Source organism: Borreliella sinica (assembly GCF_033969665.2).
GTDB lineage: Bacteria > Spirochaetota > Spirochaetia > Borreliales > Borreliaceae > Borreliella > Borreliella sinica.
The window spans coordinates 623,893-639,530 of sequence record NZ_CP135180.1; the positions used below are offsets into that span (position 1 = coordinate 623,893).

The following is a 15,638-nucleotide window of genomic DNA, read 5'->3' on the forward strand; positions in this document are numbered from 1 at the left end:
AGATATGGATACATTTGGAGTTTTTAAAATGTCTGTTGTTAGTTCTTTTAAGGCTAATCAACTTTTAATTGAAGATGAAAAGCGCAAAAGATTAAAAATTAATCAAAATGCTAGATTTAGATTTTTAAGAGATTGTCATACTGATTCTGAGGTTAGTAATGTATATGCAGTTAGTAAAGTTGGGGATAATTTTTTTTACTCATTTTCGGTTAAAAAAAATAAAAATGAAGAGGCGGTAATTCTGAGTTTATATTCTGACAAATTTGAAGATCCTAAAATTGGTAAAAATGTTAATATTAAGAGATGAAATGTTTTAGGGCTTTTATATGTTTATTGTTTTTTATCTTGTTTTGATTATATTTATTTTTATATATTTTCATGTATATATTAATTTAAAAATAAAATCTAATAGCATACTTAAAAAGTTCAAAAGTGAGGTAGATAAAACAATTATTGAAATTAATCAAGCTACAGATAGAAATATTAATATTATTGAAATAAAAATTGAAAGTCTAAATAGAATCATTAAAGAAGTTGACGAGAGAATTGAAATTCTTGATCAGAGATTGTTGGGGTTTAACAATAGTTCTATTCCTGGAAGTAGTTCTTCTAATTTTGGATCTAAGAGTGATGGAATTTATAAAAGCAATTTGGATTATTCTATGCCTACTATTGAAAAAAATATAATTAAAGAAAGTTATAATGTTCGTAATCAGATTATTTTGCTCCATGAACAAGGCATGTCTTTTGAAGCTATTGCTAAGAGATTTAAATTAGATCTAGGTGAGGTTGAGTTAATTGTTTCAATACATAGGGGAGGTATTCATGAAAAAATGGATAGGTATTGATCTTGGAACCACTAATACTGTAGCATCGTATTTTGATGTTAGTTCTAAAATAATATTAAATGAAAGGGGTGAACGAATGACCCCTTCTATTGTTTCTTTCTCAGATAAAAGTGTTCTTGTTGGAAATGCCGCTAAAAATCAAATATTAGTTAATCCTCAAAAAACATTCTATGATTTTAAGACCAACATAGGTTCTAATACTTTTTATAAAGTAGATGGTGAATTATATAGAGCAGAGTATATTTCAGCACATTTGCTTTCTAGTGTTAAAAGGAACGCTGAAAAATTTTTAGATGAGGAGATTGAAAATGCTGTAATAACAGTTCCTGCATATTTTTCCGAGATTCAAAGAAGAGGTGTTGTTGAGGCTGCAAATTTTGCTGGTTTGAATTGTAAGGCTATACTTAATGAACCAACCGCAGCCGCTATTGCTTATGCTTTTGAAAAGCAAATTGATGGAATTTTTCTTATTTATGATCTTGGAGGTGGAACTTTTGATGTAACTCTTATGGAAAAACAAGGAGACACTTATACTGTTCTTTCGGTTAAAGGACAAAGTCGACTTGGGGGAAATGACTTTAATAAAATTATTGAAAAGCATGTTTTAGATAGTTTTAAAAATGAATATTCTGATTTTAATTTAGAAAATGTTTTTCTTCTTGAAGAGCTAAGAGAGCGAATTGAAGAGGGTAAAAAAAATTTATCTGTTATGGAAGAGGTTGACATCACTTTGCTTTTTCTTGATGGTAAGCATTTAAGTTATAAGCTTAAAAGGAATGAATTTAATTTAATGATAGGCGAATATGTTGATAGAACTATCCAATTGTCTATGGAATGTATTGCTGATTCTGGAGTTGATATTAATAGTGTTTCTAAAATTATACTTTCTGGTGGTTCAACAAGGATTCCTTTGATTGAAAAAGTTTTAAAGGAATCCTTTCCTTCTGCTTCTATTTTAGATTCTTTAAATCAAGATGAAGTTGTAGCTATTGGCGCAGGCATTCATGCTTTTAGTCTTTCTAGAAATGATTCTGTTATTAAGTTTAAAGATGTAACCCCTTATTCTCTTGGACTTGAGATAATGGGCAATGAATTTTTTACTTTGATAGAGAGAAATACTGCCTTACCAGTTTCTAGAAGCAAACTATTTACGACTACTAATGATTATCAAGATGAAATTGAGATTCATATACTTCAAGGTGAATATAAAAAAGCTTCCTTAAATCATTCTATTGGTAGATTTTCCTTTGGCAATATTCAAAAAGCTTTAAAAGGGATCCCTAAAATAGAGGTACTTTTTACTTTAAATGAGAGTGGTATTCTAAGTGTTAATGCTAAAGATTTGGAGACAAATTCTTATAATTTTATCGAGATAAAAATTACAAGTTCATCTGATAATGTAGTAAAAGAGAGCCTTTCAAATACTTTTACAAGTATTATTGATTAAGAACTTAAAAGGATAAAATATTTTTTAAAAGTAATAAATTATTTTTCCTAGTATATTGTCAATTTTTATGAATCCGTAATCTCTTGAGTCTAATGAGGTTTTTTTATTTTCCCCTATGACTAAATAGTGATTGTCAGGAATTTTTTTAGTATTTTTTTTTAAAATATTTTCATCTATTTTAAAATTTAAGTCGTGTATACATATTTTATTTTTTTCTATTTGTTTAAATTTCTCTCCTGGGATTGCAAAAATTTTTTTTATTGCAATTTTTTTTGTTATAGGATCTTCAATAATTACCATTTCATTTTTTTTAGGACTTTTCCATAATAAAAGATATTTCTGGTGATTTTTGATCCTAAATCCATATGCAAATTTGTGACTTACAATCCAATTTTTATCAAATATTTTTGGAGTCATTGATTCGCCTTTTACTATATAAAATGATAAGAATAACTTTATTAAGACTATTAAAAATAAGGAAGCGACTAAAATTGCTGCTAATTCATATTTGTGAGCTTTAAATATTCTCATAACTTTTAAACTATGCTTTCATTAAAATGCAATTTTCTATTGTATAATGAAATGGCATGTTATGATTATACCAAAAAAAAAGCAAAGGGTAGAAAAACGTAAAAAAAATTTTTTATTCAATAACAAAAAGAGTGTTAATTTTGAATTAAAAGATTTTGCAAATATTGGAAATATTCGCAAAACGAGAAAAAAAGTTTTCAAGTTTAAAAACTTTTTTAGAAAAATTGATTTTTTTTTAAAAAAAGTTTCTTTATTTTTATATAATCTTAAAATACAAAATATTAATCATTATGAATACAAATATTATTATAAGAGTTTGAGAAAAAAAGTTTTTGACATGTTTAGCATAAAATTTGATTATAAGCTTGGTTTTAAGCTTAATGCAATAATTTTTATTTTTATATTAGTATTTTATATTGATATTTTTTCTTATTATGGTTCGTATATTTTTTTAAATAGGCTTACTTTTCCAAAAGATTATTTTATTGATACATTTTTATATTATAGCGATCAAGATGTAGCGCAAATTAGTAGCTATTTGCTTGAGTCTAATGTTTCTTCAAATGTTCCTGAATTTAAAAAAAATTTTGTATTGAAGGTATTTGATCATAAAATCAAACCAGGAGAAACCCTTTCTCATGTTGCAGCTAGATACCAGACAACCAGTGAAACTTTAATTTCTTTTAATGAAATTAAAGATGTAAGGAATATTAGGCCAAATTCAGTTATTAAAGTTCCTAATATGAAAGGAATTGTTTATGTTGTTAAAAAAAATGATTCTATTTCATCTATAGCTAGTGCCTATAATATTCCCAAGGTAGATATTTTAGATTCTAATAATCTTGATAATGAAGTTTTAGTTTTGGGGCAAAAATTGTTTATTCCTGGAGGAAGATTGCCCAAAGATTTTTTAAAAGAGGTATTAGGAGAGACTTTTATTTATCCTGTGCAAGGTATTATTACTTCAGGATATGGCTATAGACCAGATCCTTTTACAAAAGTTATTAGCTTTCACAATGGAATAGATATTGCAAATTTAGCCAATACCCCTATTAAAGCCTCAAGAGAGGGTATTGTTGTAACTGTAGGATTTAATGCGGGAGGGTATGGAAAATATATTGTTATTTCTCATAGCAACGGATTTCAAACTTTATATGCACATTTGAATTCTTTTGCTGTTAAAGTTGGAAAAAGAGTCTCAAGAGGAGCGGTAATAGGTTATATGGGAAGTACTGGTTATAGCACAGGCAATCACCTACATTTTACCATTTTTAAGAATGGCAAAACTGAAAATCCCATGAAATATTTAAGGTAGTGGTTTTTAGGTGTATTTGGATATGTTAATTTTTTTAAGTATTTGAGTTAGTTTTTTACCCTCTACTAGATCAATAAGCCTACCTTCAATCATTTGTTTCGCCTTTAAAGAGAATTTTGATGGGGCAATGCAGAGTCCTTTTATTTTATTTTCTTTTATTTTTGAAATGAAATCTTTTAAGAATAATTCACCAAAAGTATCTTGTTCAGTTCTTACAAAGCGTACTATTAAATTCTCTTCCCATTGATTGTTAGCTAGGTGAAAGTTCATATCAATAAATTGTGTTGTTATTTCGTTTATTTTAAAATCTCTTACTTGGAATTTATTTAAATATAGTTTTAAAATAATTTCGTTTGCTATTTTTTCAAAATTTTCTTTTGAACTGCGCAGATATATTCTTAAGGCTATGTTTTCGTTTAATCTTTTGCTAAATTCTAATCTTTCTCTAATTTTTTTGTAATTTGGATCAATATCCTCAACTTTAGTAAAAGCTTCAGTAGCTTTTTGATAATTTTCAACAGAGATTTGGAGTTCTCCAAGATTATAAAACAATTCAAGGAAAATTTTTTTAGGCAAGTCAGGTTTTACTTTTATTATTTCTTTAATATTTTGTTCTAATTTCTCCACTTCTTTATTTTTTGAATGAATCTCAGATGTAATTAATAAAGCTTCATAAATCATTCCGTCTTTTTGTTTTATTTTGTTAGCAATCTCTAGTGCCAAGTGATCTTGGTTCATTTTTGACAAAGATTTAGCATATGCTAAGAGAGCGTCAATGTCGCCTTGTATGTGTTTTTTTATATTATTAAATATTCCAGCAGCTTTTCTATAATTTTCCAGATTAAATAAAGTTATTCCTATGTATTTTAGAATGTCTTTATTATTTTTATTAAACTTGTAGACCTTTGTAAGGTAGTATAGAGCTTCTTTAAACATTTCGTTTTTTAAGAATGCTATACCAAGATAATAATTCACATCCTCATCTGTTTTTTTTATCAGGTAAGCTTTTTTTAAAAATTCTAAGGCTTCTCTGTTAAAATTTCTTTCAAGATTGTAAAATCCATAGCTTAAGAAAGCTTTAAATGTATTTATTTCTTTGCTTATTGGGTTGTCTTCTGTTAATTGGCATAATTTTTTTGCATATTTTATACCATTTTCATGGTCTTTATTTTTATAGTAGTAATCATTTAAAATTTCAAGGGCACCTATTTCGTTTGGATTTGCTTTTAATAGGGAGATTGCTCTTTCGATTAATTTTCGTGTTCTCTCGTCATCTTTTTTTATTTTTCCTTTAGTTTTGCCTATTGTAAGTTTTAATGCTATTTTAAAAAATAAAAACACTAAAACAAACACTGTCAATGAAGAGATTACTATAAATAGCGATAACACTCGTATTGCTCCTAAATTTAAAATATCTCATTAATTCGCATCACCATAGCTACTTTTAAGAAAAGTTATTTACCTAAATTAAAAGTAATTTGCGAGTTGAACATCACATTATTTATATTATATTATAGTTATATTAATAATAATAACTATAATTAGTACATAAGTTTGGTTTCAATAAAATAAAAAATAAAGCAAAGAGGTTAATTTTTGAAAGGGTTTTTAGCAATTAGATTATCTAATAATGAATATTATTCGGTTTTAAATTTAGATGATAGTTCTGTTAAGAGAGTAATATTGGGTAAGATTGCAGGTGATACTAGCATTAAGTTGAATTTTTATGTTAGTGAATATGAAGATTTTTTAAATCCTTTTTTAGTTGGTTCTTTTTTCTTGGATAATTTAAAAAAGGAAAGCTTGAGTGTAAACCTTTATTTCAAAGTTACAGATGAAATACTTTATGTTTATAGCGAATCTGATGGTATCCAAGATAAATCAAAGTTTGATTTAAGTCTTATAGATTATAATCAAGCTTTTAAAGAATCTTATGAGGAGAGCAATCTTTTAAATGATTTTAAAAGCGACATTAGTAGTGATTTGTCTGTTGAAAATTTGGGTTCTGAATTTGATTTGAATTTTGAAGAAAAAGATGATTTGGTCAAAAAGAATGTTTCTGATTTAAGTGTGTTCACTGGTAATTCTTTAGACTCTAAAACCGAAGAAGATAAAAAAAATGAGTTAAATGCTTCAGATTTTGAAAATTTTGATGAGGACTACCAGGATATTCATTTTGATTCTAAAGAGTCTAACTTGGAAACTAAAAAAATTGAGTATATTGATGAGGAATCTTTGAATCTTGATAATTTTGAGTTTCAAAAATTAGAAGAATCTTCTTCTGAAGAAGATTTGCATGATTTAAGCGTTGAAGACATTATTGCAGATATTGACAAGGATTTAATAGATACTTCAGATGAAGATATTGAATTAGATCTTAGAGAAGATTTTGAAAATGATATGGTGAGGAGTAATTTCAAAATAAATTCAAGCGAGGGAATAGTTCATTCTCCTATGCTATATTTGAGTCTTATTTCTCTTTTTTTGTTGATATTTTTTTCTTTATTTTTAGTTTTTTCAAAAATTTTAAAGCCCAGAGATTTTGTATCATATTATTTTGAATGTAGTAAAAATAAAATTGAGAGATATGGGAAAGGTCAACATGTTTAATAGAAATTCTTGCGTATCGCAAAATTTTCTTTTTCTTTTTTTATTTTTAAGTTTATTTTCTTGCTTTGTAAAAAAAGGAATTTCGGGTAGTGATTTTATCAGTTTGCATTCAAGAGAGTTTGATTTAAACAATTTGAATTGGTTATGGAATTTTGATTATTCAAAAAAGAATTTTGATGAGCATTTTAACATAGATTCAAGTTCCTATGTATATGTAGCTTATTTGTTTAAGAAAATAGGATTTGAAGAGAAATTTGTAGAGTATATGAAAAAAGCTATAGCTAGTGGGGACAGTATTTCATCTCAGTTTGCTGGAATTAAACTTATTGAATATTTTAACTCAATAAAAGAGTATTCTGCATCTGAATTGATTGGAGAGAGACTTTATAAGAAATACGAAAATAATAAATTTATTATGCTAGGATACTTCAAAAGTCTTTATTGGCAAAAGAAAAACGATAAGGCACTTAGTCTTTTAAATAAGCTTGATAAGATGAAATTTTCTGATTATCAGGAAAATGAAAATATTTTGTTAAAAGCAGCTCTTTATCTTAATCTTTCTAATATAGGTGAATCAAAAATTTATTTTAATGAACTTTTTGAGAATTTACATGCAAATAATTTGCATGTAAGGGCTTATGATTACTTTATTATTGAAAATAAATCTAAGCACTTTGGTGCAAATTTTTTAAATCTTGTTAAGTTTAAGTATGAAGTGGCAAATGGTAATTTTAATAGTGCAATAAATATATTGAATAAAAATGGTTTGAGTGATTATTATGACAATAATATTATATTAAGCGATATTTATAAGGCTTATATTGGTTCTGGTAAAATTTCAAATGCTTTAACATTCTTTAGTAAAATAAAGAGCAAATATAAGAATTATTATTTAGGTATTTTAAATCTTAGGAAAAAAAATAATTCAGGTTTTATTCTTTTGAAAGAGTATCTTGAAGGTTTGAATCTTAATAATGAGATTAATAGACTTGCTTTGCTTAATACGGCTTTTAGTAATTTAATATATACCAAAAATACAAGAGATTATTTTGCCGAAAGCGTAGCCAAGTTTTATACAGAGAGCGATAAAAAAAATTCTACTTTTATTAAAATTTTAGAAGAGTATATTTTAGAATCAATTCAACTTGAAGACTATGATAATCTATATAAACTTTATTATAATGCTAAAAAAGTTATTTCTGATCCTATTTTATCTAAGCTCGCCTTTATTAATGCTAGGCTTATATATCATAAATTAATTAAACCCAATGTAAGCGGAGAATATAATAGTCTTTTGCATGCTGCTGTTAATTATGATAAATGGTCTTATTCTTCATTTATGAGCAGATACTTATTAGATCAAAATATTGATGAATTTTTTGCAAATAAGTTTGATGCTAAATACGAGCAATCTGATTATGAGATTTTTTTGGAAGGGTTTTTAAAATTCAATCTTTGTCGATATGTTAGAGAATTTATTTCTGAGGATTTTAGGAATGGATATAGATTTTCACTCGATTTTTATCGAAGAGTATACGATGAACTTTTAAAGAGTGAAAATTATTACGATGCAACCCTTGTGATTAATTATCTTGTAAGCCAAGATGAATCTTCTTTAATGGAGAATGACTATAAAAGGCTTTATCCCTATTTATATGGATCTTTAGTGGAATATTGGGCTAAAAGGCGTGGGATTGAAACCAGCATTGTATTTTCTTTAATAAAAGCAGAGAGTAGCTTTGAGAAAAATGCCGTTTCTAAGCCCGGTGCTGTTGGCCTTATGCAGGTTATGCCGGCAACAGCGAATGATATTTCTAAAGAACTCAAGTATTTTGATTATGATTTAAAGATCCCAAGAGATAATATAATAATTGGGACATATTATTTGAAAAAAAGAATCTCAACAACAGGTAGCCTTTATAAGGCTCTTGCATCTTACAATGGGGGTATTGGTAATGTTAGGAAGTGGGAAAAAAGCTATGGACATTTGTCTAAAGAGCTTTTTATTGAGGCAATTCCTTTTAATCAAACGAGGAATTACATTAAAAAAATATTAGTTTATTCGGTATTTTATGATGCTTTGTATGAAAAAAAAGGAATGGATTCGGTAATAGTTAAAATTATGGGCGAATTTCCCAAAAATTAGTATTGGAGCATTTGATGACAAATATTTTAAGTGCAATTATTTTGGGCATTGTTCAAGGTATTGCGGAGTTTTTACCAATATCTAGTTCGGGACATTTATTGCTTTTTAGGCATTTTATGCATTTAAAGCTTCCAATAATATTTGATATTTATTTACACTTTGCTACAGTTTTAGTGATTATTATTTACTATCGTCAAAGGATTTTAGAGCTTTTTTTAACTTCTATTAGATTTTTTTTAAGAAAAACTGTTAAATCAGATTTAACAAATTTAAAATTAATATTGCTTATATTAATAATAACTATTGTTACCGGAGTTGTTGGAACTTTTATTTTAAAATACGAAGAAATGTTCACATTGCCGTTTGTTTTAATTAATTTTATTATAACAGGGATTTTAATTCTGATGCTAGAATTCAATTTTTTTAAAATTGATTTTAAAGATAATATTTTGTTAGTGGGAATTTTTATGGGGTTAATGCAAGGTTTGGGGGCACTGCCAGGAATATCTCGTTCGGGAATTACAATTTTTTCTGCAGCGGTTCTTGGATTTAATAGAAAAAGTGCTTTTGAAATTTCATTTCTGTCTTTAATCCCAATAGTTTTTGGAGCGATTTTATTAAAACATAAAGAATTTTATAATACTTTTATGGTTTTAAATTTTTTTGAAATAAACTTAGGAGCATTGGTTGCTTTTGTTGTTGGCATTTTCTCAATAAATTTCTTTTTTAAAATGCTTAATAATAAAAAACTATATTATTTTTCAATATATTTATTTTTACTTTCAATTACAGTTTGTTGTTTTTTTAGAATATGAAAGATTTTTATCAGTATTTTCAATTTTTGTTTTTTTTTATGCTTTCGGTTATTTCTTTTTCTCTTTTTGTAGCATTAACTCCTTTAAGCAATATATTTATGTTTTTTGTTTTCAATCTGATAGGGCAAATACTGCTTAATGTTTTTTCATTCTTATCATTTTATTTAATAATTTATCCACTTGTTAATTGGTATGCTTATAAAAAACATATTTTTACTAAAAGATTCATATTTAATTGGAATTATACTGTAATATTATTTTTTACTTTAATATTTTTAATAAAAATTAATTCTAATATTGAGAAATCTTATCTTATTAAGATGTTTCTTGTTAATTTTGGTCCAATATTAGGAAATTTTTTTATTTTTATTCTTTTGATTTTAGAATTTGTTGTTTGGATTTATTTGAATTATGTCTTTTTCAAAGATGTTAATTTTATTTTAGATGCTTTTAAATTTTTAGAGTTTAAGATTAAGATTTTGCTTGAAAACATATTAAGTTATTTCCCTTTTTCAAATTCATTGGATGTAAAAAAAGATATTAAAGTTTATGGAGATTTTGTAGAAGATCCAAAAGATTCTCAAGTTTTGGATGAGAAAGAGAATATTATTAATGATGAGGAATATCAAGCTTTATGGTCATTTAATTCTTTTTTAAGAAACAATAAAAAACCTTCCAATGTTAATTTATCCAAAACCGTTTTTGAAAGTTCAGATCCCATGCCTGAAGAATCAAGCTTTTCAAACAAGGAGATTCCAAATGATAATGCGTTAATTGCAGATGAAATTGATGAATTTTGTGAGTATAAATATTTGAACAATCTTGAAGATAATAAATTAATTATTAGTGGTAAGGTTAAGGCTTGTGAGATAAGGACTAAAGGCATAATTAGCCAAGTTGCTATTCCTCATGCTCATAATGAAAATGTAGGTTTTAATAAAAAAAGTGACTCTTACGCTATTGATATTTCAGTTTTTGACCAGAAAGAGGCCAGAAATGATGTAGAGGATATTGAATATGAGAAAGAAATTAAAAAGCAATCAGCTATTCTTCAAGAGACATTAAAAGAGTTTAATATTAATGCAAAATTAATTGATATTATTAAAGGGCCTGTTGTGACAATGTATGCTGTTCGTCCAGATAAAGGAATTAAGCTTTCCAAGATTACTTCTATTTCTGATAATATTGCTTTAAGGCTTGCAGCCATTAGGGTTAGGATTATTGCTCCAATTCCTGGTAGAGAAGCTGTAGGAATTGAAATTCCCAATAAAAGACGGGAGTTTATTTTAATTTCAGAGATAATAAACAGCAATGAATTTAGAGGGAATTTTAAAATTCCTTTTGCTCTTGGAAAGGAGATTAGTGGCGATAATATTGTTTTTGACCTTGTTAGTTCTCCACATTTATTAATAGCCGGTGCAACTGGAGCGGGTAAATCGGTTTGTGTAAATTCGTTAATTGCTTCAATTATTTTTTCAAAATCCCCAGATGAAGTGAAATTAATCATGATAGATCCTAAGATAGTTGAGCTTAAACTTTTCAATGATATTCCTCATTTATTAACGCCAGTTATTACAGATGTAAAGAGAGCTTTAGAAGCTCTTAAGTGGTGTCTTGATGAAATGGAAAGAAGGTATGTGTTTCTTGATAATTTATTGGTAAGAGATATTTCTTCTTATAATAAAAAAATAAAAGATGAGAATTTGAATTTAATGGTTTTACCGTATCTTGTAATAATTATTGATGAATTTGCAGATCTTATTCTTTCTGCAAGAAAAGATTTGGAAAATTTGATTTCTAGACTTGCTGCAATGGCTAGAGCTGTGGGAATTCATTTAGTTCTTGCAACTCAAAGACCCTCAGTTGACGTTATTACAGGGGTAATAAAAGCCAATTTTCCTTCAAGGATTTCTTTTATGGTAGCCAGTTCTATGGATTCTAGAATAATTCTTGGATCTTCTGGTGCCGAAAAGCTTTTAGGGAAGGGAGATATGCTTTATATTAGTTCTTTAAATCCTTTTCCCAAAAGAATTCAAGGTGGATTTTTAAATGAAAAAGAAGTCTACAGGCTTGTTGAAGAAGTTAAGAAATTTGGTTCTCCAAATTATATTGATGATGAGATATTTATTGATAGTGCAAAAGAATCAGATTTAATTGCTATTGGACCTTCTGATGAGCCGATGTTTGACGAAGCTCTTGAAATTGTTAAAACCACAAGAAAAGCATCAGCATCTTATCTGCAAAGAAGATTGAAGATAGGTTACAATAGGGCAGCTCGAATTATTGAGATTATGGAAGATATGGGGTACATAGGACCCGTTAATGGATCAAAACCCAGAGAGGTGTTAATTTAAAATAAAGAGATATCCATTTGAACATCTCTTACTATCTATTTATCTATCTATTAGTTTTTTGTTTTAATTTTCTTACTTTTTTTGCTTGTTTTCTTTTGAAAGCTTTTTCCTTTTTCACACGGATTGTGGATGGTTTTTCATAGTATTCTCTTCTTTTCCATTCACGAATAATTGCTTCTTTTTCAATCATTCTTTTAAAACGTTTCAATGCTTTTTCAAGATTTTCATTTTTATCCACAGTGACTGTTACCAAAAAATCACCTCCTTTTACTCTATCCTTTTAATATTATTTATTATTTTATTTTTGTCAATAAGCATTTCCTTTAAAAGGAAATCTGGGTTTATTGCTATGCCATTAATTCTTACTTCGAAGTGTAGATGAGGGCCTGTAGAAAGACCTGTATTTCCAACGTGTCCAATATATTCACCAGCGCTAACTACTTTATTTTCACTTATTCCTAATTTTGAGAGGTGAAGGTAAATTGTAAATATACCCGGTAAATGTTGTATTATAAGGGTATTACCTGTTAGCTCTCTATTTTGTGCAAATACAACTTTTCCTTTTCCAGCAGCAAAAATTGGAGTATTTTCTTTTTTAAATGGTGCATAATCAATTCCATTGTGCATTGTATAATTTGAAATTTTTTTGTTACCTTGCATGTAAAGCCTTAAATCTCCATATTGGCTTGTTATAATGTATTGATCTTTTATAGGTTTTACCAAAGAATCATAGTGGTATATTCTTGTGTCTCCAATATTACCAATAATATCCCATAAAATTAGGGCTTGTTCTTTTTGTTTTATTGATTTTTTTTGGGTAATAAGTTTGGCTTTTCCTTCATTAAAGCTAATTTTTGTTTTTTTAAAGTTAAATTTTTTTATTTCTATTTCTTTGACATAGCTTTTATTTTTAAATTCTATTTGAATTTTTCTTTTTCCCTCTTTTATCATTGGTGTAATTCCTATAAATGCTATGTAGTAAATTTTACTTCCTACTGTAAATTTGAATGGAGAAGAACTTATTATTGGATTTTTATTTATACTTAAAAGTGATAACTTTTTAAAATTTTCATTACTTGCAAAGTATATGCAATCTCCTTGAAATACCTCTTTTTTATATTGTACTTTAGGAATAGTATTGATTATCTCTGAATTTATATTTTCTATTCCCAGAATACAAAATATAAGTAAGGTTTTTTGTATTCTAAGCATTGATTTGAACACTCTTTTTCATGTCTATGATTTTTAAAATTTTGTCTCTCGGAGAATAAAAATCTTCATTAACTGTAAAAATAATGTCTAAATATTGATCTTCTTTTATACCCAATTCGTCTATTTTTTTTGTTCCGTTAAAAAAAATGGCTTTATAGTAATCGTTTTGTGATTTAATACGCATATTTATATGTTTTGAGCTATAATTTTTGTCAATTACCTTGAGCTCTTGAAGGTAAACATTTTCCATCATTAATATTGGCTCTCTAAATTCATAGCCATAAGGTTCAAATATTTCTATTGTTTTAAAAAGAGAATCTTTTGTTAAATTCTTTGGAAGAATAGCATCTATTAATATCGATTCGCTTTCTCTAGTGACTTCATATTCAACTTTTGTAGTTGCGTATTCTAATTCTTTAATAAAGTCTTCTAGTAAATTTTCATACAGCGTAAATCCAGCAGCAGCTTTATGTCCCCCTGAATTTATTATTAAACGAGGTGGTATTATTGATATTAGTGTTTTTGAATTGATTTTATTGTTTGATCTTATTGATCCTTTAATAATATTATCTTGCTTCGTTAAAAAAATAGCAACTTTTTGGTAGTAACTAGAAAGCCTAGTTGCAATTCTTGAACTTATCCCTTTTGGGGTATTTTTATCGTAGCAAACTATAAATTTATCGTTTTTAAAAATAGTATTTTCAGCATGTGAATTCCAAGCTTTTTCTTCTTTATATTTTCTCAGTTTGTTTATTTCTTTTATTTCTTTAAATTTATTTTCTATTTGATCGATATCGTTAGTTAATAAAAAATTTATTGCAATATCTGCTTTTTCAAGCCTTCCTGTTGAATTGAGTATTGGTGCAATTTTATATGCGATATCCATTGAAGTTATATTTGGTTTTGTTAATATATTTGCATCTTTTAATAGATAATTAATAGACATTTTTTCTCTTAGTGCAATTTCTTTAATTCCTGCTTTTAGGATTATTCTGTTTTCATTAATAAGGGGCATATTGTCTGCTATTGTTCCTATTGCGACAAAGCTAATTCTTTTTAGACATTTTTGGATCAAATTTTTGTTAGTTTCAAAAATTACGCTGTAAAATATGTAGTAAAGCTTTTCTTTAATTTCAACTTCTTTATATTTAAAATATTTAGTTGCTCGGATCAAGTCTTTTAATGTTTTTTTTCTAAAATTTGGATATTTTTTTATAAAATTTTCACCAATATCGATTGTTTCCATATTTATTATGCTTTTTCCGTAATGTTGATTTAATAATTGATCTTGATCTTCTTTGTTGAAGATCACTATGTATTTGTTTTGTATAAATTTTTCTAGTTTGCTTGAGTTAATTAAAGGATCATTCTTATTATCTAATCTTAGATATTGTTTTAAAATATAGTTGTTTATTTCTATTGCATGAAGAATAATTTCATTTTTTGTTTTTTCTAAAAATAAAAATACAAGGTTTTTAGAATAAAGGTCTGTAAAAGACATGCTAAGAGCAAGGCAAGTTTTAAAACTTACACAACATCCCGCTATCTCTTTGAATGGGTATTCGTCATCTTTGAGATGGGGATTTATAACTATGTTTTCAGTTTTAAAATCTTCGCTTGGGAGATGGTGGTCTGTAATTATTATTTCTATTCCTTTTGAATTTGCATATTTTATTTCTTCAATACTGGAAATACCGTTATCAACGGTTATTATTAAAGATATTTTTTTTTCTAAAGCTATGTTGATTAATTCGTTTGAAAGTCCATAAAATTCTCCATTTGAAGGTATTTTATAGCTCACATTAAGTCCGTAATCTTTAAGAGTTTCATACATTATTATTGTTGCGGTTATTCCATCAGCATCTTTATCTCCAAATATTAATATGTTTTCATTCTTTTCAATTGCTTTATTAATTCTGTTTATAAATTTATCTATATTTTTTAATAAAAATGGGTTGTGTAGTAAATTTACACTGTCTTCAAGGAAAAACATGAAATCTTCTTCTTTAATTTCTCGTTTTATAAGCAATGTTGCCTCAAAGGGGTTAATATTATATTTTTTAGCAATGTGATTTAATTCTTGGGCTTGTATATTAGTTTCTTTTTGTTTCCAAATTTTCATTTATTTCTCTAGAATTTAATTTTTTAATCAATTTTTTCAAGGATACTTTTTTACAAACTTTACCATAAATTAATTAATTTTAAACAGTATTCATTGTATTTATTATTCAATGATATAGCTTTAGTGGATTGTAATTTTCACCATAACCCAAGTTCATAGGCATAATTTTAACTGTACAAATTCTCATTTTATTATTTTATAATAAAAAAAAATATTATTAAATGAATTTCCATAAAAT

Annotated in this window: 13 protein-coding genes; 8 read left to right on the forward strand and 5 right to left on the reverse strand. The window is 26.7% G+C overall.

Going from position 1 to position 15,638, the window contains the following annotated elements:
- The first annotated feature begins 4 nt into the window (after positions 1-4).
- Genes QIA41_RS02950 through QIA41_RS02960 form a run of 3 tightly spaced genes read left to right on the forward strand, consistent with a single transcriptional unit; the run spans position 5 to position 2,295 of the window.
- Entirely contained in the window at positions 5-307 is a 303-nt protein-coding gene (locus tag QIA41_RS02950) for a hypothetical protein (protein ID WP_320292541.1), read from the forward strand.
- A 19-nt stretch (positions 308-326) separates the two neighbouring features.
- Entirely contained in the window at positions 327-848 is a 522-nt protein-coding gene (locus QIA41_RS02955) for a hypothetical protein (RefSeq protein WP_320292542.1), read from the forward strand.
- Positions 826-2,295 carry an Hsp70 family protein gene (locus QIA41_RS02960; RefSeq protein ID WP_320292543.1) on the forward strand — a complete coding sequence of 490 codons (1,470 nt, stop codon included), beginning with the start codon at positions 826-828 and terminating at the stop codon, positions 2,293-2,295. Before QIA41_RS02955 ends, QIA41_RS02960 begins: the two co-directional genes overlap by 23 nt.
- Positions 2,296-2,319: 24 nt before the next feature.
- Here QIA41_RS02960 and lepB read toward each other — a convergent pair whose 3' ends face one another.
- Positions 2,320-2,826: a signal peptidase I gene (gene lepB, locus QIA41_RS02965; RefSeq protein WP_320292544.1), complete on the reverse strand. Its 507-nt coding sequence runs from the start codon at positions 2,824-2,826 to the stop codon at positions 2,320-2,322.
- A 61-nt stretch (positions 2,827-2,887) separates the two neighbouring features.
- Here lepB and QIA41_RS02970 point away from each other — a divergent pair, with 61 nt between their 5' ends.
- Positions 2,888-4,141 (forward strand): M23 family metallopeptidase, encoded by a 1,254-nt coding sequence (locus QIA41_RS02970; RefSeq protein WP_320292545.1) that lies wholly within the window; start codon positions 2,888-2,890, stop codon positions 4,139-4,141.
- Positions 4,142-4,147: 6 nt separating this feature from the next.
- Here the strand turns inward: QIA41_RS02970 and QIA41_RS02975 are convergent, their stop codons facing one another.
- On the reverse strand, positions 4,148-5,530 hold the full coding sequence (locus tag QIA41_RS02975) for a tetratricopeptide repeat protein (protein ID WP_320292546.1): 1,383 nt from the start codon (positions 5,528-5,530) through the stop codon (positions 4,148-4,150).
- A gap of 207 nt (positions 5,531-5,737) precedes the next feature.
- Here QIA41_RS02975 and QIA41_RS02980 point away from each other — a divergent pair, with 207 nt between their 5' ends.
- Genes QIA41_RS02980 through QIA41_RS02995 form a run of 4 tightly spaced genes read left to right on the forward strand, consistent with a single transcriptional unit; the run spans position 5,738 to position 12,066 of the window.
- Entirely contained in the window at positions 5,738-6,751 is a 1,014-nt protein-coding gene (locus tag QIA41_RS02980; RefSeq protein WP_320292547.1) for a hypothetical protein, read from the forward strand.
- Positions 6,744-8,897 (forward strand): flagellar assembly lytic transglycosylase, encoded by a 2,154-nt coding sequence (locus tag QIA41_RS02985; RefSeq protein WP_320292803.1) that lies wholly within the window; start codon positions 6,744-6,746, stop codon positions 8,895-8,897. The genes QIA41_RS02980 and QIA41_RS02985 overlap by 8 nt, the downstream gene beginning before the upstream one ends.
- A gap of 14 nt (positions 8,898-8,911) precedes the next feature.
- A complete protein-coding gene (locus tag QIA41_RS02990) occupies positions 8,912-9,712 on the forward strand; it encodes an undecaprenyl-diphosphate phosphatase (protein ID WP_320292548.1) in 801 nt (266 codons plus the stop codon).
- The gene (locus QIA41_RS02995; RefSeq protein WP_320292549.1) at positions 9,709-12,066 is read left to right on the forward strand and encodes a DNA translocase FtsK; all 2,358 of its coding nucleotides are present in this window, start codon (positions 9,709-9,711) and stop codon (positions 12,064-12,066) included. Before QIA41_RS02990 ends, QIA41_RS02995 begins: the two co-directional genes overlap by 4 nt.
- A 43-nt stretch (positions 12,067-12,109) precedes the next feature.
- Here the strand turns inward: QIA41_RS02995 and rpsU are convergent, their stop codons facing one another.
- The 3 genes from rpsU to recJ are packed head-to-tail and all read right to left on the reverse strand — an operon-like array spanning position 12,110 to position 15,400.
- Positions 12,110-12,319 (reverse strand): 30S ribosomal protein S21, encoded by a 210-nt coding sequence (gene rpsU / locus QIA41_RS03000; RefSeq protein ID WP_002656880.1) that lies wholly within the window; start codon positions 12,317-12,319, stop codon positions 12,110-12,112.
- Between the two features lie 14 nt (positions 12,320-12,333).
- Positions 12,334-13,278: a M23 family metallopeptidase gene (locus QIA41_RS03005; protein WP_320292550.1), complete on the reverse strand. Its 945-nt coding sequence runs from the start codon at positions 13,276-13,278 to the stop codon at positions 12,334-12,336.
- The gene (gene recJ, locus QIA41_RS03010) at positions 13,271-15,400 is read right to left on the reverse strand and encodes a single-stranded-DNA-specific exonuclease RecJ (protein WP_320292551.1); all 2,130 of its coding nucleotides are present in this window, start codon (positions 15,398-15,400) and stop codon (positions 13,271-13,273) included. Before recJ ends, QIA41_RS03005 begins: the two co-directional genes overlap by 8 nt.
- Positions 15,401-15,638 lie beyond the last annotated feature (238 nt).